Here is a 21,815-nt window from a genome sequence, read left to right on the forward strand (position 1 = left end):
ATTGTCTGTAGAGTGAACAAATGCCCACCCCTGACGGCCACACATCTGTGTTCGCCGTCAGGGGTGGGCATTAGTGTGTGCTGTCTCTGTGACCATCAAGGCCACAGAGACAGCTGTCACTGATACTTAGAGCACCAGGTCTGCAGCAGCCAGGGCAGTGACACCCACCAGCTTGATCGAGAAATCAGCGTTGTGGTCAGCGTTCGAGGTACCGTACAGCGTCACGGAAGAGCCATCCGTCACGTAGCGCAGTTCCTTGGCCGCCCCGCTGAAATCGGCCGCTTCACCGATGAACGTGTAGCCCTTGAGCGCGGAGAAGTCGAGCTTGTCGCCTTTGCCTGGGCTCACTGCATTGGTGGTGAAGCCATGGACGACGTCCTGCTTGTTGTTCAGGCCCAGTTCCTTCAACGCATTGAACTTGATGGTATCGACACCGCTGCCGGCATAGAGCGTGTCGGCACCGGTGCCGCCGATCAGCACGTTGTTGCCACCATCGCCGGCATACAGGGTGTCGTTGCCCACGCCGCCATTGAGGGTGTTGTTGCCGGTGTTGCCCCACAGGGTGTTGTCTGCAGCATTGCCGGTCAGGGTGATGCCCAGTTTACCGGTCGCGCGTGCGTCGAGGTTTTCCAGGTTGGCGCCCAGCGTGATGGTTGCTTTGCCCTGGAAGGCGTTGACGGAAGCGTCGCTCATGCGCAGTGCCAGGGTGTCTACGCCCTGTTTGGCACTCTCGATGACGGTGTCTTCGAGCACCACGGTCGCCTTGCCACCAGCGCCCTTGGCCAGCAGGTCGACGATGTAGGTGTCATTGCCAGCGCCGCCGACCAGCTTGTCAACGCCCGCACCGCCGTCCAGCGTGTTGTTCGCCGTGTTGCCGATGAGGGTGTTTTTCAGGGCGTTGCCGGTACCGTTGAGGGCACCATCAAGCAAGGTCAGGTTTTCAATGTTGGCCCCCAGTACGTAGTCGATGGAGGCGTTGACAGTGTCCGCACCTTGGTTGACGTTCTCGATCACACTATCGCCAGCGTTGTCGACGACGTAGGTGTCATTGCCCTTGCCGCCGATCAGGGTATCGACACCAAGGCCGCCGTTGAGGGTGTTGGCTACGTCGTTACCGGTCAGGGTGTTGCTCAGTGCGTTACCGGTCAGGCTGATCGCAGCCTTGGAGTCGACGATGGCGTTTTCAACGTTCGCGGCCAAGGTGTAGCTGTTCTTGAGGTAAGACACGACCCGCACGGTGTCGGTACCTTCGCTGGCGTTCTCGATGACCACATCCTTGTTGCTGTAGACGTAGTAGGTGTCATTGCCCGTGCCGCCCTTGTGGGTGTCGACACCTTTTTTACCGTCAAGCACGTCATCCCCGGCACCACCGCTGAGGGTGTTGTTGCCCATGTTGCCGATCAGGATATTGTTCTGCGCATTACCCGTCAGGTTAAACAGGCCTGCACCGGCCACGGTGACGTTCTCGAAGTTCAGCAGATTGTTTTGGTTCAAGTCGATGGTCAGTGCCTTGCCCTTGTTGACGTAGCCAACTTTCAGGGTGTCGGTGCCCTCGTTCGCGTTTTCTTGAACCAGCGCCAGTTCGCCAACGTTGTCGAGCAGGTAGGTATCGTTGCCCTTGCCGCCGATCAGGGTGTCGATGCCGGCCTTGCCGTCAAGCAGGTTGTCGCCATCACTGCCGACGATCCGGTTAACCAGAGCGTTACCCGTCAGGCCAATGTTGAGCTTGCCGGTTGCGGAGGCATCGAGGTTTTCCAGGTTCGCACCCAGGGTCAGTGCGGCTTTACCGGCAAAATTCTGGGCCAGGTTGGTGTCCATGCGCAGCTTCAGGGTGTCGGAGCCCTTATTGGCAGTCTCGAGGACCGTGTCTTCCAGTACCACGGTTGCCTTGCTGCCTGCACCTTTGCTCCGCAGGTCAACGAGGTAGGTGTCGTCGCCGGCACCACCACTCAGCTTGTCGACACCGGCACCACCGTCCAGGGTATCGTTGCCTGCAGCACCGGTCAGGGTGTTCTTGGCGCTGTCGCCGATGATGACGTTGTTCAGTGTGTCGATGGTCGTGTCGACACCCAGCAGCTCGCCCGTGCTGCTGATGTTTTGCAGGTAGATTGCGGTAGGGCTGTCGTTTGTCTGGGTGCCGGTTTCCCAACTGATGGAAATCGTGCCGTCATCCCGGACGGTCACTGCCGGGGTGTCCCAGAGGATTTCATCGACACCTGCGGTTGCGACCTTGATCGGTGTTGCATCGCTGGCCGTGCCGTCTGCGGCGAAGCGCTGGACATAGACATTGGCTTCGCCCATGGCGTATTCGTTCCAGGCTAGCAGGTAACCGCCATTCGGCAGTGAGGTGATGCTGGCGCCATTGACCGAATAAGCGCTCTCGACTTCCGATGGCGTGCCGACGGGATTGAACTGGCTGTCGTAGCGTTGGGTATGAATGACCCGGTTCATGCCGGAGGCGCTTTGGTCAACCCAACTGACCACATAGCCACCGGTGACGTCGACAACGTTGAAATAGGCAGCATTGCCATAGTTGCTGGTGACAGTGTCGAGGGTTTTTGCCGTGCCTGTGACCACCTTGCCATCGGCACCGATCTGGCTGATCAGGTACTTGGAGGTGTATTGGTAGGTCGGCGATGTGCCGGTGCCAATCGCCTCGCCGCGTTCAACACTGTACGCCAGCCAGTAGCCACCGTTGCCAGTGGGCAGTACGGTCATGTCGTCCGCTTCACCGTCGGCCGGATTGGCGGTGGCGAGGGTCTGCACAGTGCCGGCCACGTTGTTGGTGTACACCACGGCCTTGAGGTCGGAGGTGTCTTCGCGCTCGTCACCCGAAGGGCTTTCATGGGTCTCGCCCCAGGTAACGATGTATTGGGTGGCGCTCAGTACGGTGACTTTGGCGTCTTCAAGCTCAAGCGGGGAGGTGGTAACGACCACCGGGCTGCCGCTTTTATTGCCATTGGCATCGAACCGCTGGGTGTAAACGGTAGAGGTGTGGGTCGCATCATTTTCCGAGCTCCAGGCCAGAATGAACTGGCCATTGGGCAAGGCGGTGACCGATGGATCGTCGACATCGTTGGAGCGGATCTGGGTACTTTTCAGCAAGTCACCATTGGCCGCGTAGCGATTGACCACCATTCCCTCGAAGTCGGCGTTGTCCACCGACCAGGCAACTACATAGCCGTTGTCGGTAAGCCCGTGAGGTTTGGGCTTTCTACGTTGCCGGAGGCGATGATGGCGCTGGTGTCCGTTTGATTTCCGTTAAATGTAACCGAGGTGCTCATATTCCATTTCCTTGCATGACCAGGTACGGCGCTGGTGCCGTGACGATCGGGTATTGGGATAAACAGTCGTGACTGGGCGTCAGTTCCGAGAACGGTTGTGTTTAGTGGTTATTCAAAGCGCAGCTTTTATCACCAGCAGGCCTTTGACGGTGGCATTCTGGTATTAATTAGCGTTATGTAAAGCGCTTGGACGAGCTGCTCTGGTCGTCGCCTCGACAGGGAATTGCAACCTGTATCGGCCCATTCCAGGCAATCTTTAAGGCGAAATGGTTGCGCGCAGGCGTGCATTATTCGGCAGACGTTTCAGGCGGGAGGTATACGGCGAGTGTCTATCGGGGGGATGGCCCGATGGCGGGAATGTCCTGGCGCCCGCGTTACACGTACGGCGCCAGGACCCGATCAAACATTACTTCAGGCGAACCTGCTCCGGCAGCATGCGCTGGAGGGTGTTGTCGCGGTTGACGTAGTGGTGGAACAAACCAGCCACGGCATGCAAGCCGATCAGCCAGTAACCCGCCGAGCCGGCCAGTTCGTGCCACTCCTTGATTTCACCTGCCAGCTCAGGGTTCTTGCCAATCAGTGGGGGTAATTCCAGGCCGAAGAACGGGATGGGTTTACCGGCAGCGCTCAACACCAGCCAGCCGGCCAGCGGTGCGCCGATCATCAATGCATACAAGGCCAAGTGCATGAGATGGGACAGTGCCGTCTGCCATTGCGGTGGTGTCGGGGTGATTTTCGGCGTGGGGGCAATCAGGCGGCTGAGCAGGCGTATCCACACCAGAGTGAAGATGCCCAGGCCCAGCATGAAGTGCCATTGCTTGAGCAGTTCACGAGGCTCGCTGCCCTTGGGGAAATTGCCTTTGAGTTCTATGCAGGCGTACACGCCAACCATCAACACCAGCATCAGCCAGTGCAGGGCAATGGTGAGGCGACCATAGCGCTTTTCATTGTTGTTCCGCGTCATAACGATTCCCTAGTTTTGCGCGATTGTGGGTGGGTTCTACGCAGACGGTAATCGGGGGAGCTTAAGCATAGCTTAAGGCCATGAGTTGTCGGGCAACGGCGCCTCAGCTTCGGCCTCAGCGTGGCATGTAGCGCAGTTGCCAGCGGCGAGGGATCTTCAACGAGATCAGGCCGAGGCTGAGTGTCAGGAGCGCGCTGAACAACATGGCGCCCAGGCCAAAGGTTGTTTCCAGCAGGGCGCCGATGACGGCACCTACGAACATGCCGGTCCAGGGCACCAACTGCACACGCCAGCCGTGCCGACGCTCACCGAGCAACGTGCGGCCCAGGCCGCGGCCGAAGCGCGACAATGCCCCTGTGACGTAGGTCAGGCCGATGGGCAGGCCGTTCACTTCCTCCACCACGGTGTTCACCAGGCCCATGGCAACCACTGCGGTGACCAGTGCCAGCAGTTGCAGTGATGCGGGCAGGAGGGCGGTGATGCAGAGCAAGGTGGCAATTGTCAGCAGCAATGGCCAGGGCCGCCGACCGCTAAGGCGGGCGGCGATGACACCCAAGGCATTCCCCAGCACAAAGGCTGCGATCAGCAACACGATACGCAGGGCCGGGCCAAACTGCTGTTCGCCCAGTGAAACGGCGAGGCGGGTAGTGTTGCCACTCATGAAGGAGACGAAGTCGCCGGTGGCCATGAAGCCGATGGCGTCGGTCATCCCCGCGAGTACCGACAGGCCGGCAACAAAGTACAGGCCCACACGGCCGCGTAACTTCGCGGAATGAACGGTGCGGACGCTGGTATGGGTTGAATCGGGCAGCATTGGTCCCCCTGAGTGAGCCTTGCGGATGATCGTGCCGCGCAGATTACAAGGCACTTTTGCTAGACTGCGCGGCCATTTATACGTTTAGAGGGATCTAACATGCATCCGGTACTGGTCAAGACCTTTGGTGGTCTATCCACGCAATACTACCTGCGCAACTTCCTGTTCGGCCTGATCTTTCCGGCAATTCTGTTTGCGGCTATCAGCAACACCCCCAAAGGCATCACCTTCGGCCTGGTGCTGTTGTGTGTGATCAACAGCTTGCTGTACCCCTACGCCAGGTTTGTCTATGAAAGCGTGATCGGCTACATCTTTGGCAACAACGTGTTTTTCGTGAATGCGCTGCTGATGTTGATGCTCAAACTGATGACCATGCTGATGTGCTGGAACCTTGCCCTGTTCATTGCACCGCTCGGGCTGGCTTACCTGTATTTCTACCACAGCCGTGCAGCCCGGCAGTAATACCTTGGTCTATTGATCCGGCTCGCCGAGCCGGTGCGTCCCCCGTGCAGGTCGCTCCATGGAACTTAAGCGGCAAATGATGATCGATTGGCTGGCTGATTATCTGCACGTGGGGAACACATGTTCAAGAAAATAGCGGCTTCCCTGCTGGTGGCCGGTTCCGTCTTGCTGGCGGGTTGCGGCAAAAGCATCGAGTTTCGCAATACCGAAATCGTCAACGGCGCCGTCTACGAAAAGGGTGCCAACCAGCCGTTGACCGGTGAAGTCACCAACTTTCCTGAGCGCTTGCTGGCCTTTCAGGTCGGGCATAACGACCTGCTCGACACACTGAACCGGCTGTTGAACCTGATCGGGAATACCACCGATGGTTTACTCGGGCAGAACCTGCTGTGCACCATCACGGTCGACGAAGGTCGGCTCGACGGGCCGGTGACCTGTTTTACCCCACGATCCACACTGGTGCGTTATCAGGCCCGCTATGCCGGCGGCACCTTCGAGGGTGAGACCACCGTCTTCAGCCATGACGGTAAGCGCACGCTTGCCAAAGGCCATCTGAAGGGCGGCCTGCTCGACGGTGAACTGGAAGTGCTCCATCCCGAGACCGGCAAGCCGCTGTACCGCGCCGAGTACAAGGATAACCAGACCCAGGGCACGATTGAGAGTTTCAGTGCCAAGACCGGCAAGCGGGTCCTGTCTGCTGGTGCGGTTGCAGGGAAGTACAACGGTCAGATGCAGCGCTTTACCGAGCAGGGCCAATTGATCTATCGCGGCACCTATGCCGACGGGGCAAAGGTCGGCCTGCATGAAGAGTTCTACCCCGACAGCGGCAAGCCATCGGTTTCAGCCGAATGGGCCAACGGTCAGCTCAATGGCGTGGTCAAGCAGTGGAATGCCCAAGGCACGCTGGTGGAAGAGGCCACTTACAAGGACGGCGTCAAAGTCGTCGCGCGGCCGACCGCTCGTGCCGCTGGCAGTGATGATTGCGTCAGCAAAATGGCGGCCGAGTACCGTAAGGAAGCGGGGGCGGCGGCAGTGGTGCGGGCCGGTATGCTGGATGAGTGGGCCGCCATGTGCCGTCAGCTTTGAGGCCTGAACATACCCCCTTTGACGTTGACGCCGCAGGGGGTATTGGCCAGGCAGGTAGCGCCTAGCCAGGAAACAGGAAGGGATTCAGCGCACTGCGCCCGAACCCTTCGCGTTCCAGTTCCGCATCCAGCGCCAGTGAGGCCAGGTCATCGGCTACCAGCTCCAGGTCACGGTCACGCTCTGGATAGAACACCTTGAGATAGCTCTGGCAGTCGTCACAGCTCTCGGCCTTGATCGGTGCCTCTTTGTTCTCCAGCGACCAGTAGTCGAGCGCGCCGGTGGCTTCGCAGTTGCTGCATTTCAGGCGCACCATGTGCCAACGGCTTTCGCACAGGCCGCACTGCAGGTAGCGCAGCCCGGCCTGGGCGCCGGTCATGATCACACTGGCGACCGGCGCGCTGGCGCACACCGGGCAATGCTGGCGCGCCTCACCCGGCAGGGCCTTGGCAGAGGCGGGCAGGTGCGCCGCCAACTGGGTGAAGTACAGCGACAAGGCTGCCCAGAGGAATACTGCCTGGCCGCTGTCGACTGCCGTGTAGTCGCCTGCGAGCAGGGCGCTGGCTTGCTGCTCACGTTGTGCAGGTGTTTGCGAGCGCAGCGCGTCCAGGGCGGCGCTTACGGTGGGCGTTGCCGCGGCAGTCAGTTGATTGAGCAACTGCTCCAGCACGTCTTGCCAGTAAGGCGCACGCGGGTACTCGTGATAGGCCAGTGGTGGTTGTGCGCGGCCCAAGCGTTCGGCCAAACCGTCGACGCAGGCCGCCGGTAATGGCCGCGTGTCGAGCAGGTGTTGCTGTGCTGCAACGATGTTGGCGGCGAAGTTCAGGTAATCGGCCATCACATGCTCTTCAGCCAACTGACGCAGCCGCGCGGCACGCGGTGCATAGCGTTGCTTGAGGCTTGGCAGCAGGACGGCGGGGATCTCGGTGATACCCGGCGAGCGCGGCTCGACCGGGGTCAGTTGAATGCTGCTCATTGCTTGCGACCGCTCCCTGGTTGCTTGTTGCTGATCTGCCGGTACCAGCGATCATGGTGGGTCTTGGCCCAGCGATGCGAGACATAACCGGTGACCATGCCACGGATCGAGCCTTTTACCCAGAACGCCAGGTAGGCGTGGCCGATGATCAGCAGGATCAGGCTGATGCCGGCCAGGGCATGGACGAACAGGCCGATGCGAATAATCGGGATCGAGAACAGCGGCGCGAAGTACGGTCGCCAGATCACCACGCCACTGATCAACAGCAGGGTGATCAGGGCCATGATGCCCCAGAACAGCACTTTCTGGCCGGCGTTGTACTTGCCGATCTGCAGCGCCGGTTCATGCTTGCCGGCCAGTACCTGCTTGATGTTCTTGAACCAGGTCAGGTCCTCGCGCTCCGGCAGGTTGTATTTGACGAAGCGGATGAACAGGAACATCAGCAGCAAGAACACCACCACCCCGAAGAACGGGTGCAGGATGCGCGCCAGTTGCGGCGTGCCAAACACCGCGTTCAGGCCATTGAGCGACGGGAAGAACCACGACAGCCCCGACAGCGCTACGGCAAAGAAGCAGATGACCATGAACCAGTGGCTGGCACGCTCGATGAAACGGGTGCGCAGGATCAGTTTGTCCTTGTTCATGCGTGGGTGTCCTCTTCGTGCGTTTCGTCCTGTTCATCCACTTCGTTCGGCCCGACGCCAACGTAGTGGAAGAGGGTGCCGGCCAGGGTGGCGAAGAACGCCACTGCGGCAGCAGGCTTGAGCCAGCCCTTCCAGCCATGGACGGCGCTGCTGATACGCGGGTCGGTCGGCAGCTTGTGGTACAGGTGCGGTTTGTCGGCATGTTGCAGTACATACATCACATGAGTGCCGCCGACGCCTTGCGGGTCATAGATGCCTGCCCCGGCGAAGCCGCGCCCCTGCAACTCGACCACCCGCTCGCTGGCCAGGTGCTGCATGTCCTGCTTGCTGCCGAAGTTGATCGCGCCCGTCGGGCAGGTCTTGACGCAGGCCGGCTCCTGACCGACCGAAACACGGTCGACGCACAGCGTGCACTTGTAGGCTTTGTTGTCTTTCTGGCTGATGCGCGGCACATCGAACGGGCAGCCGGCGATGCAATAGCCGCAGCCGATACAGTGCTCGGACTGGAAATCGACAATGCCGTTGGCGTACTGGATGATTGCCCCCGGCTGCGGACAGGCCTTCAGGCAGCCCGGGTCGGCGCAGTGCATGCAGCCGTCCTTGCGGATCAGCCACTCCAGCTTGCCGCTCTCGTCTTCGACTTCGTCGAAGCGCATCAGCGTCCAGGTTTCAGCCGAGAGGTCGGCCGGGTTGTCGTAGACGCCGACGTTGTGACCCACCTCGTCACGCAGGTCGTTCCATTCGTTGCACGCGACCTGGCAGGCCTTGCAGCCGATGCAGATACTGACGTCGATCAGCTTGGCCACTTCGGCCTGGTGATCGCGTGCATGTGGCGCCGGGGTCAAGGCGTTGGTGGCGGAGCGCCTGACGATGTCTTGGGATTGCATGGACATGGGTTCGCTCCGTTACACCTTTTCAATATTCACGAGAAACGCCTTGTATTCCGGCGTATGGGTATTCGACTCGCCGACACCCGGGGTCAGGGTGTTGGCCAGGAATCCCTTGCGTGTGCTGCCTTCGTAGCCCCAGTGACACGGAATGCCGATGGTGTCGACGTCCTGGCCGTCGATGGTCAGGCGGCGGATACGCTTGGTCACCACGGCCTTGGCCTTGATGTAGCCGCGCTTGGTGCTGACCTTGACCGTGTCGCCTTGAACGATGCCCTTGTCGCTGGCCAGTTTTTCACCGATCTCGATGAACTGCTCGGGCTGGACGATGGCGTTCAGCCGTGAGTGCTTGGTCCAGTGACGGAACAGTTCGGTGATCGAGTAGGTGGTCGCCACATACGGGAACTCTTCACGGGTGCCCATGCGCAGGCGGTCGCTTTCGTACAGCCGTGCCGTCGGGCTGTAGGTGACGTTGGGGTGCAGCGGATTCTTCGCCAGCGGGCTTTCGGTTGGCTCGTAGTGTTCCGGGAATGGCCCGTCGTTCATGGCACCGACCGAGAACAGCCGGCCAAGGCCTTCTGGCAGCATGATGAAGGGGTTGGTATTGCTGCCCGGTGCGGCGGTGGCGGCAAAGTCCGGTACGTCGACACCGCTCCAGCGCGTGCCGTCCCAACCGATCAGTTTGCGCTTGGCATCCCAAGGGTTGCCCTGCGGGTCGGCCGAAGCACGGTTATAGAGGATGCGGCGGTTCTGCGGCCACGCCCAGGCCCAGCCCGGCGTGCAGCCCAGGCCACTGTCGGCATTGTCGCGCCGTGCCATCTGATTGCCTTGCTCGGTCCATGAACCGGCGAAGATCCAGTTGAAGCAGCTGGTGCTGCCGTCGTCGCGTAGTTGCGAGAAGTCGTTGAGCAACTGGCCCTTGCGCAGGATCAGATTGCCCTGGTCATCGTGCAGGTCGGCCAGGGCGCGACCGTTGGACTCCTTCGCCACTTCTTCAGGTTTCGGGTCCAGCGGGTCGGCATAATCCCAGGCCATGTTAAGGATCGGCGCCGGGTTGGCGCCGCCTTCCTTCTCGTACAGCTCGCGGATCTTGAGGAACAGGTGGCCGAGGATCTTGCCGTCGTGCCAGGCTTCCCCGGGCGGTGCGGCACCCGCCCAGTGCCATTGCAACCAGCGCCCGGAGTTGACGATGGAGCCGTCTTCTTCGGCGAAGCAGGACGAGGGCAGTCGGAACACCTCGGTCTGGATCGAGGCGGTATCGACGTCATGCTGTTCGCCGTGGTTCTGCCAGAAGCTTGAGGTTTCGGTGGCCAGCGGGTCGATGATCACCAGGAACTTGAGCTTGGCCAGGGCGGCCTGGGCCTTGTTCTTGTCCGGGAACGCCGCGACCGGGTTGAAGCCTTGGGCGATGTAGCCGTTGACCTTGCCTTCATACATACGGTTGCTGAAGTTGAGCACGTCATAGCTGTCGTCCCACTTCGGCAACCAGTCAAAGCCCCAGCTGTTTTCCCGGGTCGCCTTGTCACCCCAAAGGCTTTTCATCAGGCTGACGAAGAACTTCGGGGTGTGCTTGTAGTAGTTGACCTGATCAGGCAGCAGCGCCGTCGGGGTGATCTGCTTGAGGTAGGTTTCAAGGTCGGTTTGCGCGTCGGACGGCAGGTTCATGTAACCCGGCAAGCGCAGCGAAAGCAGGCCCAGGTCGGTGTAGCCCTGGATGTTGGAGTGCCCGCGCAAGGCGTTGACCCCGCCACCGGCCATGCCGATGTTACCCAGCAGCAACTGGATCATGCCCGAGCCACGGATCATCTGCGCGCCGTTGGTGTGGTGGGTCCAGCCCAGGGCGTAGAGGAAGGTCGCGGTCTTGTCCGGGGCGCTGGTTTCACCCAGGATCGCGCAGATCTTCAGGAAATCGTCTTTGGGTGTGCCGCAAACCGTGGTGACCATCTCCGGGGTGTAGCGGCTGACATGGGCCTTGAGCAGGTTCCACACGCACCGTGGGTGGCTCAGGGTCAGGTCGCGCTTGGCATAGCCTTGCGCGTCCAGTTCGTAGGTCCATGAACTGCGGTCGTAGGCTCGCTTCTGCGCGTCATAGCCACTGAACAGGCCATCGTCGAAGTGGTAGTCCTCGTGGACGATCAGGCTGGCGTTGGTGTAGGCACGTACGTATTCATGCTGGATCTTGTCGTGGCTGATCAGGTAGTTGACCACGCCCATCAGGAAGGTCACGTCGGAGCCCGCACGGATCGGCGAATAGATGTCCGCCACCGAGGCACTGCGGTTGAACCGTGGGTCGACCACGATGACCTTGGCGCCATTGCGAATCTTCGCCTCGATCACCCACTTGAAGCCTACCGGGTGCGCTTCGGCAGGGTTGCCACCCATGATCAGCACCACGTTGGCGTTCTTGATGTCGACCCAGTTGTTGGTCATCGCGCCACGGCCAAAGGTCGGCGCCAGGGCTGACACGGTCGGGGCGTGGCAGACCCGCGCCTGGCTGTCGGTACCGAGGATGCCCAGGGCGCGGGTGAAGCGTTGATCGAGTGAGCCGGTCTCGCTGCTGGCGGCCGAGGAGCAGAGCATGCCGGTACTCAGCCAGCGGTTGACCGTGGTGCCCTTGGCATTTTTCTCGATGAAGTTGGCGTCGCGGTCGTCCTTCATCAAGCGGGCGATGCGCTCGATGGCGTGTTCCCAGGTGATGCGCTGCCATTTGTCCGAGCCCGGCGCCCGGTACTCTGGGTAGAGCAGGCGCTGTTCGCTGTGGATGTAGTCCACCAGCCCGGCCCCTTTCGGGCACAACGAGCCACGGCTGACCGGATGGTCCGGGTCGCCTTCAATGTGGAAAATGCGGGCCTTGGCGTTCTTTGCGCCGTCGCCCAGGCTGTACATGAGGATGCCGCAACCCACCGAGCAGTAGGTGCAGTTGTTGCGGGTTTCCTTGGCGCGCAGCAGCTTGTACTGCCGCGACTGGGTCGCTTGTGCTACGCCGGGGGCGAAGCCGAGGGTGGCACAAGTGGCGGTGGCAGCGCCGACGGTACAGAGCTTGAAGAACTGTCTTCTGCCAAGACCCATGGTTATCTCCTTATACAGACGACGTCAGGCATTGCGCGTCGGGGCCAGGCCCGACAGCAACATGTCGATGGTGGTCTTCGGTTTACAGGCTGGAAATCGGAGGGTGCGCCGGTGCCCATTCTGCGCAGGGCTGAGTGCGCGCTTGCGCCGCAGTCTATTGCCTTACTAAATGTAAGACTAATTGACCTTGTCGATGGCGCCATCGACACGCTCTATCGGTGACGCATGTACAGGCCCGGCTGGAGGTTTTCACGGGCAGGCACGCTCATCAGCCCCGCGCAGTGATACAGTCGCGTTTTCTCAAAGAGGATGGACCATGCGGGTAGTCATCGCGGTTGTTGCCGCAGCGTTGTTGGCGGGCTGTGCGTCCTCGACGATGGATGAAGCACGAAGCAAGACACCGGGCAAAACGTTTTCCTCGGCCAAGTCGGCGGATATCGTTGCCCAGTGCATTCAGTTTTCCTGGCAGGACGAAGCCGTGTTCGGTGTAGATGCCAGTGGTTACCTGGAACCCGGCAAACAAGGCGGCTTTACCGTCTACACCCGCGGTGCGGAGTCGTTTGCAGACATCCAGAGCCAAGGGGCGGCCTCGCGCGTCAACTACTACGCGGTGAAGCCTGACGCGGTTGCCCAGCGTCGCATGGCCGCCTTGGCCACCTGCCTCTGAACGGGGTCAGTGTGTTGCCGCCAACTGGGCTTCCAGGTCGGCAATGCGTGCCTGCAGGCGCGCCTGCTCTTCGCGCTGGGCACTGATGTCCTCGTACACACTGATCAGTTGTTCCGGCTCACCGTTCTGGCAGCGTTGCAGGGCGGTACGCGCCCGTACCCAGACATAATGCCCGTCTTGATGGCGCACGCGCTTTTCCACGACATAGCGGTCGATCTCGCCGGCCAACAGACGCTGCAGCAGTGTCAGGTTGGTCGCCAGGTCGTCAGGGTGGGTGAGTTGCTGGAAGGTCATGCCATAGAGTGCTTCGGCGCGGTAGCCCAACAGCTCGCAGAAACTGCTGTTGACCCGCTTCCAGGTGCCGTCCAGATCAATGTAGGCGAGGGCGCCCCAGGCCAGCTCGAAGATCGCCCGAAAGCGTTCTTCACTGTTGCGCAATGCTTCTTCAGCCACCTTGCGGTCCGTGGTGTCCATGCTGATGCCGACCATCCTGATCGAACGCCCGGCGCTGTCGCGGACCACCGTGGCACGCGAAGAGATCCAACGCAGTTCGCCGTCGGGTTGGTAGATGCGGAAGTCACACTCGCAGCCAGTGCCTTCAGCCACGGCCTGGGCGTACATGGCCTGCATGTTGAGGACATCCTCTTCGGGCAGGTGAACCCAGAAGTCCTCGTTACGGTTGACTTGCCAGCCGTAGACCGCTTCGACGTTAGGTGAATAGGTGACTTCATCGCTGATCAGGTTCCATTCCCAGGTCACGATGCGGGCGCCTTCCTGGGCCAGCTTCATGCGGGTTTCGCTTTCCATGATCTCGGCGGTATAGCGGCGACGCAGATCGGTCATCGGCAGTTCGACCACCTGGGTAGTCTGCACATCCTGCAGCGCGTCTTCGCCATAACGCAGCCAGATCCAGTTGACCTTGAGGAAGGCTGCCAGCTTGCGCAGGTTGTCGTAATCGATTTCGCCGCCACGGGTCCATTTGTGTACCGCCGTACGCGAAATGCCCAATGCCGTACCCACCGCCTGCAAGGTGAGTTTGTGGTGTTCAAGCAGTTCTTTCAGGCGAAACGCGAAGCTGTTTTCCATCATGCGCAGGGGTGTCCTGGTCAGGTACAGAGCCTGCAGTATACCTAAGCTGTCAACTTGAGGTTGACGGTGTGCGCCAGTGTCAGTGGTTAGACGGTGCTTGCAGCGCCGACAAGCCAGCCCCCCTTTACCACAGGATCACAGGACCACAGGGTTGGGGCTGGCTTGTCGGTGAGGCGGTGTTACAGGTCCAGCACCAGGCGTGCCGATTTGGCCCGCGACACACAGACCATCAGGCTCTGCTGGGCGGCTTTTTCTTCATCGCTCAGGTATTGGTCGAAATGCTCGGCCTCGCCGTCGATGATCCGCGTTTCGCAGGTACCGCACACGCCTTCCCGGCACAGGCACTCGACGTTGGCGGCCTTGGACTTCTGGATGGCCTGCAGGATGGTCATGCCTTCTTCCACCAGCAGCTCCTGACCGGAACGGGCCAGCACCACGGTGAATGCCGCGCCGGTGGCCGGCGTGGCGGCAAATTGCTCCCAATGTACGCGTTGCTCGGCGATGCCGGCCTTGGCAGCAGTGGCGATCACCGCATCGATCAGTGGCTTGGGCCCGCAGACGTAGAGGTGGGCGTCCTCCGTCAGGCCTGCGCAGAGTGCGGCCAGGTCAAGCTTGCGCCCCAGGCTGTCGATATAGAACCGGGTACGCCCGGCATGGGGGCCGCTCGAGAGGTCATCCTGGAAGGCGCCGTGCTCCGGGCTGCGAAAGGCGTAGTGCAGTTCGTAGTCGGTGTCGCCACCTTCCAGTTCATGCAGTTGCGCCAGGAACGGCGTGATGCCGATACCGCCAGCGATCAGCACGTGGCGTCCGGCGGTCGGGTCCAAGGCGAACAGGTTGTTCGGGCTGGAGATGGTCAAGGTACTGCCGACCTCGACCTGTTGATGCATGAACGCCGATCCACCCTTGGACTGCTCTTCCAGGCGTACGCCGATCTGGTAGCTACGGGTGTCGCGTGGGTCGCTCATCAGCGAGTAGGCATTGCTGAACTGGCTGCCGTCGGCACCCTGCATTTGTACGATGATGTGGCTACCACCGGTAAAGGCTGGCATCGCTGCGCCATCGTCGCGCGCCAGGGTGAAGCGCTTGATCAGGGGTGTTGCTTGCTCTACCGCGGTTACCCGCACGTTGAACATTTCATAGGGGTTGGCCATGGTTCACCTCGACTGCAGCAACGCGCGGCAGGCCCTGCCGCGCGCTGTAACTCAATGCCTGTTCAAACGGCCAGGCACAGGTACTTGATTTCCAGATAATCCTCGATGCCGTACTTCGAGCCTTCGCGGCCCAGGCCGGATTGCTTGACCCCGCCAAAGGGGGCGACTTCGTTGGAGATCAGCCCGGTATTGACCCCGACCATGCCGTACTCCAGGCGTTCGGCCACCTTGAAGACCCGCGCCAGGTCGCGGCTGTAGAAGTACGCGGCCAGGCCATAGAGGGTGTCGTTGGCCAGGGTGATCACCTCTTCATCACTGGAGAAACGCACCAGTGCCGCCACCGGGCCGAAGATTTCCTCGTCCAGCAGTTCCATGCCCGGGCCGATGTTGGCCAGCACGGTCGGTTCGAAGAAATTTCCGCCCAAGGCATGGGCCTTGCCACCGAGTACGACTTCGGCGCCTTTGCTCACCGCGTCGTCGATCAGGCTCTGGACCTTGGCCACGGCCTTGTCGCTGATCAGCGGTCCGACCTGCGTGCCGTCGCTTTGGCCATGGCCGACGCCGAGGGCGCGTACGCGCTCGACGAAGCGCTCGGTGAACTGTGCATACACGCGGTCATGCACATAGAAGCGGTTCACGCAGACGCAGGTTTGCCCGGCGTTGCGGTACTTGGCTATCAGGGCACCTTCCACGGCGGCGTCGATGTCGGCGTCTTCAAACACAATGAACGGCGCGTTGCCGCCCAGCTCGAGTGACACCTTCTTGATGGTTTCGGCGCATTGGCCCATCAGCAGGCGGCCAACCGGGGTCGAACCCGTGAAGCTCAGCTTGCGCACGGCCGGGTGACGGGTCAGTTGCGCACCAATGGCCGGCGCATCACCGGTGACCACGCTGAACACGCCCGCCGGTACGCCAGCGCGCTCGGCCAGTTCGGCCAGGGCGAGGGCCGAGAAGGGCGTTTCGTTGGCCGGTTTGACCACGATGGTGCAACCGGCGGCCAGCGCCGGGGCGACTTTGCGCGTGATCATCGCCGCCGGGAAGTTCCACGGGGTGATGGCGGCACAGACACCAATGCCTTGCTTGATCACCAGCAGACGCTTGTCGCTGGCCGGGCTTGGGATGACATCGCCATAGACACGTTTGCCTTCTTCGGCGAACCACTCGACAAACGAGGCGGCGTAGCGAATTTCACCCAGGGCTTCGTGCAGCGGCTTGCCCTGTTCCAGGGTCATCAACTGGGCCAGGTCTTGTTCGTGCTCCAGCAGCAGCTCGAACCAGCGGCGCAGTACCTGCGCGCGGTCCTTGGCGGTGCGCCCGCGCCAGCCGTCCAGTGCGGCTTCAGCGGCTTCGATGGCCCGCACCGCTTCGGCGCCGCCCATCAGCGGTACGTTGCCGAGCACGTTGCCATTGGCCGGATCGGTCACGGCCAGGTGGCGACCGTCATCGGCCTCGCACCAGGCGCCAGCAATATAGGCTTGCTGGCGGAACAGTTTGGAATCGTTAAGTTTCACGCAAGGCACTCCGTATACCGCCGCCGACCCGTAGGTCGGCGGCTGGCAGGGTCAGTCGTTGATATGGGCGACGGCGATCAGGTTGTGGAAGTGGGCAATGCCGTGCTCGCTCATGCCGCTGCGCTGACGGTCGGCCATGATCCGGCCCTGACCACGGTAGCCACGCGACTTCAGGCCCTTCTGCACGCTTTCCACCAGGCGCAGGTCTTCAGGACGGAACACTTCGCGGTACCAGTCGATCAGCTTCTGCTGCTCTTCGGTGATGTCCTTGTTCAGGAAGTAGATGTCGTAATGCTGGAGTGTGGTTTCAGCATCGACCGGGAACTCATAGATCACGGTCATGAAGTTCGCACCTGGCGGTACGTTGAACATGGTGCATGGCCAGGTCCAGAAACCGGCGAAGGATGGGTCTTTCACCGAGTCGTCGAACTTGAACGACTGCTCCGACGGTTTGGCCAGACCGTATTGCAGGGTCCAGTTACCGAAGGTGGTGTGGGTGTACTGGCCGACGTCTACCGAGTCGGCGAAGCCTGGGTGGGCCGGCGCGCAGTGGTAGCACTCCAGGTAGTTGTCGACGATCGACTTCCAGTTGGCCGGGGTGTCGCTGACGAAGCGGGCAGCCAGGTGCAGGTCATCAATGACCGCACAGGCTTGACGCATGCGCGCTTCCAGGCCAGGCAGCTGTTCTTCAACGGTGCCGGCTTCCATGTCCATGTTGATGAAGATGAAACCGGCGTACTCCTCGACGCGCAACTGCACCAGGGTGGAGTTTTCCTTGTCGAAGTTCACCACGTTTTCGCAGTTACGGGCATGGGCCAGCTCGCCATCGAGCTTGAAGGTCCAGGCGTGGTAAGGGCAGGTGATGACGTTCTTGGCCTTGCCGCTGCCGCTGAGCAGCTGGTGACCACGGTGTGGGCAGACGTTGTAGAAAGCGCGCAGCACGCTGTCACGACCACGAACAACGATGATGCTTTCGCCGATCACTTCACGGGTGATGTAGGCGTTGTTTTCGGCGACTTCGCTGCGGTGGCCCACACAGATCCAGCTATGGGCGAAGATCGTTTCTTTCTCGTGCTCAAACACCGATTGCTGGGTGTAGAAGTTCGCCGGAATGGTAAAGGCTTCATCGGCGTTACTGCAGAAGTCGGCGGGCAGACGTTTGAAATCGTTCACGGTGGTTTCCTCTTACAGGCACTGACGCGTTAGCGTCGTACTTTTTACTTGTTGGTTAACGAGTATCTATTGGTTAACAAGCTGGGCAAAAAAATAGCCTGCCGCCTCGGTCCTTGAGGGCGAGCAGACCGTCGCCGTGGTTACGGCGTTGTGACAACCGCAGGGGCCGGGGCTTTTTCTTCAGGGGATTCACCTGCCAGCCGCGCGGCTTCTTCTTCGATGCGGTATGCCGGCACATGGCTGTAGTCCTGAAGCATCCATTTGAAGAAGCCGTAGATCTTCACCAGCAGGATCAGCATGAAAGGGATCGCTGTGAGCACGACAGCGGTTTTCATGGTCGACAGCGAAGCCTTGGCGAACAGCATGGCCAGTGGTACCAGAGTCAACACCAGGCACCAGAACAGGCGGTGGGTTGGCGTTGGGTCTTCACCTTCGCGCAGGTTCGGGGTGCTGGTGGCGGCGACCGCATAGGCAGCGGCGTCCATGTGCGAGGCGCAGAACACGGCCATGATGAACAGGTACACGGCGAGGAACATCTTGCCCAGCGGCAGGGCGGTCAGCAGCGCACTCACGGCGCTTTCGCCACCTTGTTCCGTCAGGATTTTCGGTACGTCGATGGCACCCGTGATGAACTGGTGCATGCTGTAGCTTTCCAGTGCGCCGAAGAAGAACCAGCACCCGAAGCTGCCACCCAGCAGCAGGGCGAAGACCACTTCCTTGATCTGCCGACCACGGGAAACGCGGGTCACGAACATGGCCACGCCCGGTGCGTAGGACACCCACCACAGCCAGTAGAACACCGTCCAGTTACGGGTAAATGCACCGTCACCGGCAGGGTCGGTGAACAGGCTCATGTGCACGTAGTTCTGGATCATGATGCCGACGGCGTTGGCCGTGTTGTTGATGGTGAACTGCGTTGGGCCGACCAGCAGTACCACACCGGCAAACACCAGCGCGCCGATACAGACCATCTTGCTCAGACGCTGCAGGCCGCCATCGATGCCGATGTAGGAACTGAGCGAGAACAGCACCGCCACGGCACCGATCACCAGCAGTTGCACGGTAAAGGTGTTGGGCGTGCCGGCCAGGTCAGCCAGGCCTCGGGTCAGGGTCGAGGCGGTCAGGGCCAGGGATACCGTCAGTGCGCCCATCATGGTCAGCAGGAAGATCAGGTCCACGGTGCGACCGACCGGGCCGGTGGCCTTGAAGCCGGTTACCGCTTCAACGATCGAGGCCAGGTTCAGGCCGCTCTTCTTGCGGACATGGAAGTGGTAGGCCATGGCCAGGGATGCCAGCGCGTAGATCGACCAGGCGCTGATGCCCCAGTGGAAGAACGAGTAACTGACACTGTATTCCAGTGCCTGGCGCGACTGCGGAACAATGTTCAGGCCCGGCGTCTGGTAGTAGTAGGCCCATTCCATGACGCCCCAGTAAAGGGTCGAGGAGCCCATGCCGGCGCAGATGAACATGAATACCCACGTGGTCGTGGAGTATTCCGGTTTACCACTGCCGAAGCGGATGTTGCCGTACTTGCTGAAGGCCAGGTACAGCACCGCCAGGGAGCTGATGAACACCAGCAACTGCACGCTGGTACCGAAGGTGCGGGTGGAAAACTCGAACAACAGGTTGGCCGTGGTTTCGGCCTGGGTGGGGAACAAGGCTAACCCGATGACAGTGAGCAGCACGGCAATCAGGCTCACGGTAATCAGAAACACATCAATCTTTTTATTTTTGTGGGACATCATCGTCTCCTGGACGTTGGCGTACGTAGTGCTTGGCCCGGAGCAAGTCCGGGGTACTGCGGTACCTCTATCTCCTTTTCGTTAACCAAAAGTTAACGTGAATCTTTCGGTTAACAGTTTGCATAGAATCGTCGAGGACTGCAAGCACGCGAAGGCCGGTTGTCGGACAATCCTGACAACCGGCCTTGGGGGATCAGGCCCCGATCAGTTCGGCGATCGCCTTGCCGACCTGCTGGGTGGACGCGTTGCCGCCCATGTCGCGGGTGGTGTCACCGTCGGCGATGACCTGTTCAATGGCCTTGAGGATGTCGTCGTGGGCGGCGCGGTAGCGTGGGTCGGCACCGTCGTTGCCAAGGAATTCAAGCATCAGTGCACCGGACCAGATCATGGCAATCGGGTTGGCGATGTTCTGCCCGAAGATGTCCGGCGCCGAACCGTGTACCGGCTCGAACAGCGACGGGAATTTGCGTTCCGGGTTGAGGTTGGCCGACGGCGCGATGCCAATGGTGCCGGCGCAGGCCGGGCCCAGGTCGGAGAGAATGTCGCCGAACAGGTTGGAGGCCACGACCACGTCGAAGCGCTCTGGCTGCAGCACGAAACGTGCGCAGAGGATGTCGATGTGCTGCTTGTCCCAACTGACGTCAGGGTAGTGCGCCGCCATGGCGGCGGTACGCTCATCCCAGTACGGCATGCTGACCGCCATGCCATTGGATTTGGTCGCTGAAGTCAGGTGCTTGCGTTCGCGGGTCTGGGCTAGGTCGAAGGCGTATTTGAGGATGCGGTCGACACCACGGCGGGTGAACACCGACTCCTGCAGGACGAACTCATTCTCGGTGCCTTCAAACATCCGCCCGCCCAGCGACGAGTATTCGCCTTCGGTGTTTTCGCGGATTACCACGAAGTCGATATCGCCAGGTTTGCGTCCGGCCAGTGGGCACGGCACGCCAGGGAACAGGCGAACCGGGCGAATGTTCACGTACTGGTCGAAGTCGCGACGGAACTTGAGCAGCGAACCCCACAGGGAAATATGGTCCGGTACTTTGTCCGGCCAGCCGACTGCGCCGAAGTACAGCGCATCGAAACCTTTGAGCTGCTCGAACCAGTCGTCCGGCATCATCTTGCCGTGCGCCAGGTAGTAGTCGCAGCTGGCCCACTCAAAGAATTCGAACTCAAGGTTCAGGCCGTGCTTGCGCGCAGCCGCTTCGACCACGCGGATACCTTCTGGGAGAACTTCGTTGCCGATGCCATCGCCAGGGATTGCGGCGATCCGGAATGTCTTGCTCATGGGGGGCACACTCGTTGTCTAGGGAACAGGTGCGGACCATGCTATAAGGGCTTCGCTTAGAGATAATCTCGTCAATCATGGATTCTTAGTGCACGTATCGTGAACAATATGCCCAGCCTTGAAGACCTGACCATTTTTGTTCAGGTCGCCAAACGTGCCAGCTTTGCGGCAGTTGCCGATGAGCTTGGAATGTCTGCCGCGTTCATCAGCAAGCGCATTCGCGTGCTTGAAGACAACCTGGGCGTGCGGTTGCTGCACCGCACCACCCGGCGTGTGTCGGTGAGTGAAGAGGGCGAGCGTGTCTACCGCTGGGCGCTGCATATCTTTGATGCGGTGCAGCGCATGGGTGACGACATCAGTGCCCAGCACCGCGAGCCGGTAGGGCAACTGCGCATTGCCAGCAGCCTGGGGCTGGGCAGACGTTTCGTTGCCCCGGCCTTGTCGGAGCTGGCCGAACGTTACCCGAAGCTGGATATCCGGCTGGACGTGCATGACCGCCTGGTTGACTTGATCGACGAAGGGGTCGACCTGGATATCCGCGTGGGCAACACCATCGCCCCGAACCTGATCGCCAAGCCGCTGGCGAAGAACCGCCGTGTGCTCTGTGCCTCCCCAGACTACCTCGAACGTTGTGGCACGCCGCGAACCCTGGCGGAACTGGCCAGCCATGACTGCCTGGTGATCAAGGAACGTGACCACCCGTTCGGGATCTGGCAATTGGAAGGCCTGCAGGGCGAGGAGAGCGTGCGGGTGACTGGCACATTGTCGACCAACCATGGCGAAGTGGCCCATCAGTGGTGCCTGGATGGTCGCGGGATCCTGCTGCGCTCCTGGTGGGACCTGCACGACAGCCTGGCGGCAGGGCGGTTGGTGCAGGTGCTCAGTGAGTACCACCAGCCGGCGGACATCTGGGCGGTGTACGCTTCGCCGCTGGCCAGTTCGGCGAAGGTTCGCGTTGCGGTGGAGTTTTTCCGTCAGTACTTTGCCGAACGCTACACTTTGCCTGGGTAGTCA

The 21,815-nt window shown here is 60.8% G+C and carries 17 protein-coding genes; 4 read left to right on the forward strand and 13 right to left on the reverse strand.

From position 1 onward, the window contains the following. Positions 1-126: 126 nt before the first annotated feature. From EKA13_RS06655 to EKA13_RS06665, 3 genes are all read right to left on the reverse strand, one after another. Entirely contained in the window at positions 127-3,162 is a 3,036-nt protein-coding gene (locus EKA13_RS06655) for a beta strand repeat-containing protein (RefSeq protein ID WP_125862917.1), read from the reverse strand. 528 nt (positions 3,163-3,690) lie between these two features. After that, positions 3,691-4,248: a cytochrome b gene (locus EKA13_RS06660; RefSeq protein WP_065758617.1), complete on the reverse strand. Its 558-nt coding sequence runs from the start codon at positions 4,246-4,248 to the stop codon at positions 3,691-3,693. 115 nt (positions 4,249-4,363) lie between these two features. Continuing rightward, positions 4,364-5,062 carry a YoaK family protein gene (locus EKA13_RS06665; RefSeq protein WP_065758618.1) on the reverse strand — a complete coding sequence of 233 codons (699 nt, stop codon included), beginning with the start codon at positions 5,060-5,062 and terminating at the stop codon, positions 4,364-4,366. Positions 5,063-5,161: 99 nt separating this feature from the next. Here EKA13_RS06665 and EKA13_RS06670 point away from each other — a divergent pair, with 99 nt between their 5' ends. Together EKA13_RS06670 and EKA13_RS06675 are read left to right on the forward strand one after the other, a co-directional pair. Further along, positions 5,162-5,524 (forward strand): hypothetical protein, encoded by a 363-nt coding sequence (locus EKA13_RS06670; protein ID WP_065758619.1) that lies wholly within the window; start codon positions 5,162-5,164, stop codon positions 5,522-5,524. A gap of 120 nt (positions 5,525-5,644) precedes the next feature. Then, the gene (locus EKA13_RS06675) at positions 5,645-6,610 is read left to right on the forward strand and encodes a toxin-antitoxin system YwqK family antitoxin (protein WP_065758620.1); all 966 of its coding nucleotides are present in this window, start codon (positions 5,645-5,647) and stop codon (positions 6,608-6,610) included. Between the two features lie 61 nt (positions 6,611-6,671). Here EKA13_RS06675 and fdhE read toward each other — a convergent pair whose 3' ends face one another. Genes fdhE through fdnG form a run of 4 tightly spaced genes read right to left on the reverse strand, consistent with a single transcriptional unit; the run spans position 6,672 to position 12,183 of the window. Further along, positions 6,672-7,583, reverse strand: coding sequence for a formate dehydrogenase accessory protein FdhE (gene fdhE, locus EKA13_RS06680; protein ID WP_065758621.1), 912 nt, complete (start codon positions 7,581-7,583; stop codon positions 6,672-6,674). Next, positions 7,580-8,227 (reverse strand): formate dehydrogenase subunit gamma, encoded by a 648-nt coding sequence (locus EKA13_RS06685; RefSeq protein WP_065758622.1) that lies wholly within the window; start codon positions 8,225-8,227, stop codon positions 7,580-7,582. The genes fdhE and EKA13_RS06685 overlap by 4 nt, the downstream gene beginning before the upstream one ends. Continuing rightward, a complete protein-coding gene (fdxH, locus tag EKA13_RS06690) occupies positions 8,224-9,114 on the reverse strand; it encodes a formate dehydrogenase subunit beta (RefSeq protein ID WP_281182059.1) in 891 nt (296 codons plus the stop codon). The genes EKA13_RS06685 and fdxH overlap by 4 nt, the downstream gene beginning before the upstream one ends. Positions 9,115-9,132: 18 nt before the next feature. Then, entirely contained in the window at positions 9,133-12,183 is a 3,051-nt protein-coding gene (gene fdnG / locus EKA13_RS06695; RefSeq protein WP_083199757.1) for a formate dehydrogenase-N subunit alpha, read from the reverse strand. Positions 12,184-12,499: 316 nt separating this feature from the next. On the opposite strand from fdnG, the gene EKA13_RS06700 reads away from it, so the two are divergent. Continuing rightward, on the forward strand, positions 12,500-12,850 hold the full coding sequence (locus EKA13_RS06700) for a hypothetical protein (RefSeq protein WP_065758624.1): 351 nt from the start codon (positions 12,500-12,502) through the stop codon (positions 12,848-12,850). Positions 12,851-12,856: 6 nt separating this feature from the next. Here the strand turns inward: EKA13_RS06700 and EKA13_RS06705 are convergent, their stop codons facing one another. From EKA13_RS06705 to EKA13_RS06730, 6 genes are all read right to left on the reverse strand, one after another. Beyond that, positions 12,857-13,939, reverse strand: a complete 1,083-nt coding sequence (locus EKA13_RS06705; RefSeq protein WP_065758625.1) for a helix-turn-helix domain-containing protein — start codon at positions 13,937-13,939, stop codon at positions 12,857-12,859. A gap of 179 nt (positions 13,940-14,118) precedes the next feature. Continuing rightward, positions 14,119-15,090, reverse strand: a complete 972-nt coding sequence (locus tag EKA13_RS06710; RefSeq protein ID WP_065758626.1) for a PDR/VanB family oxidoreductase — start codon at positions 15,088-15,090, stop codon at positions 14,119-14,121. 62 nt (positions 15,091-15,152) lie between these two features. Further along, positions 15,153-16,601 (reverse strand): NAD-dependent succinate-semialdehyde dehydrogenase, encoded by a 1,449-nt coding sequence (locus EKA13_RS06715; protein WP_065758627.1) that lies wholly within the window; start codon positions 16,599-16,601, stop codon positions 15,153-15,155. A gap of 51 nt (positions 16,602-16,652) precedes the next feature. Next, the gene (locus tag EKA13_RS06720) at positions 16,653-17,774 is read right to left on the reverse strand and encodes an aromatic ring-hydroxylating oxygenase subunit alpha (RefSeq protein ID WP_065758628.1); all 1,122 of its coding nucleotides are present in this window, start codon (positions 17,772-17,774) and stop codon (positions 16,653-16,655) included. A 140-nt stretch (positions 17,775-17,914) separates the two neighbouring features. Then, positions 17,915-19,516, reverse strand: coding sequence for a BCCT family transporter (locus EKA13_RS06725; RefSeq protein WP_065758629.1), 1,602 nt, complete (start codon positions 19,514-19,516; stop codon positions 17,915-17,917). Between the two features lie 193 nt (positions 19,517-19,709). Beyond that, the gene (locus EKA13_RS06730; RefSeq protein WP_065758630.1) at positions 19,710-20,801 is read right to left on the reverse strand and encodes a tartrate dehydrogenase; all 1,092 of its coding nucleotides are present in this window, start codon (positions 20,799-20,801) and stop codon (positions 19,710-19,712) included. A 108-nt stretch (positions 20,802-20,909) separates the two neighbouring features. Between EKA13_RS06730 and EKA13_RS06735 the strand changes: the two genes are divergently transcribed. Further along, positions 20,910-21,812 carry a LysR substrate-binding domain-containing protein gene (locus tag EKA13_RS06735; protein WP_065758631.1) on the forward strand — a complete coding sequence of 301 codons (903 nt, stop codon included), beginning with the start codon at positions 20,910-20,912 and terminating at the stop codon, positions 21,810-21,812. Positions 21,813-21,815: the final 3 nt, after the last annotated feature.

The organism is Pseudomonas defluvii (assembly GCF_001695625.1).
In the GTDB taxonomy this organism is placed as follows: Bacteria; Pseudomonadota; Gammaproteobacteria; order Pseudomonadales; family Pseudomonadaceae; genus Aquipseudomonas; species Aquipseudomonas defluvii.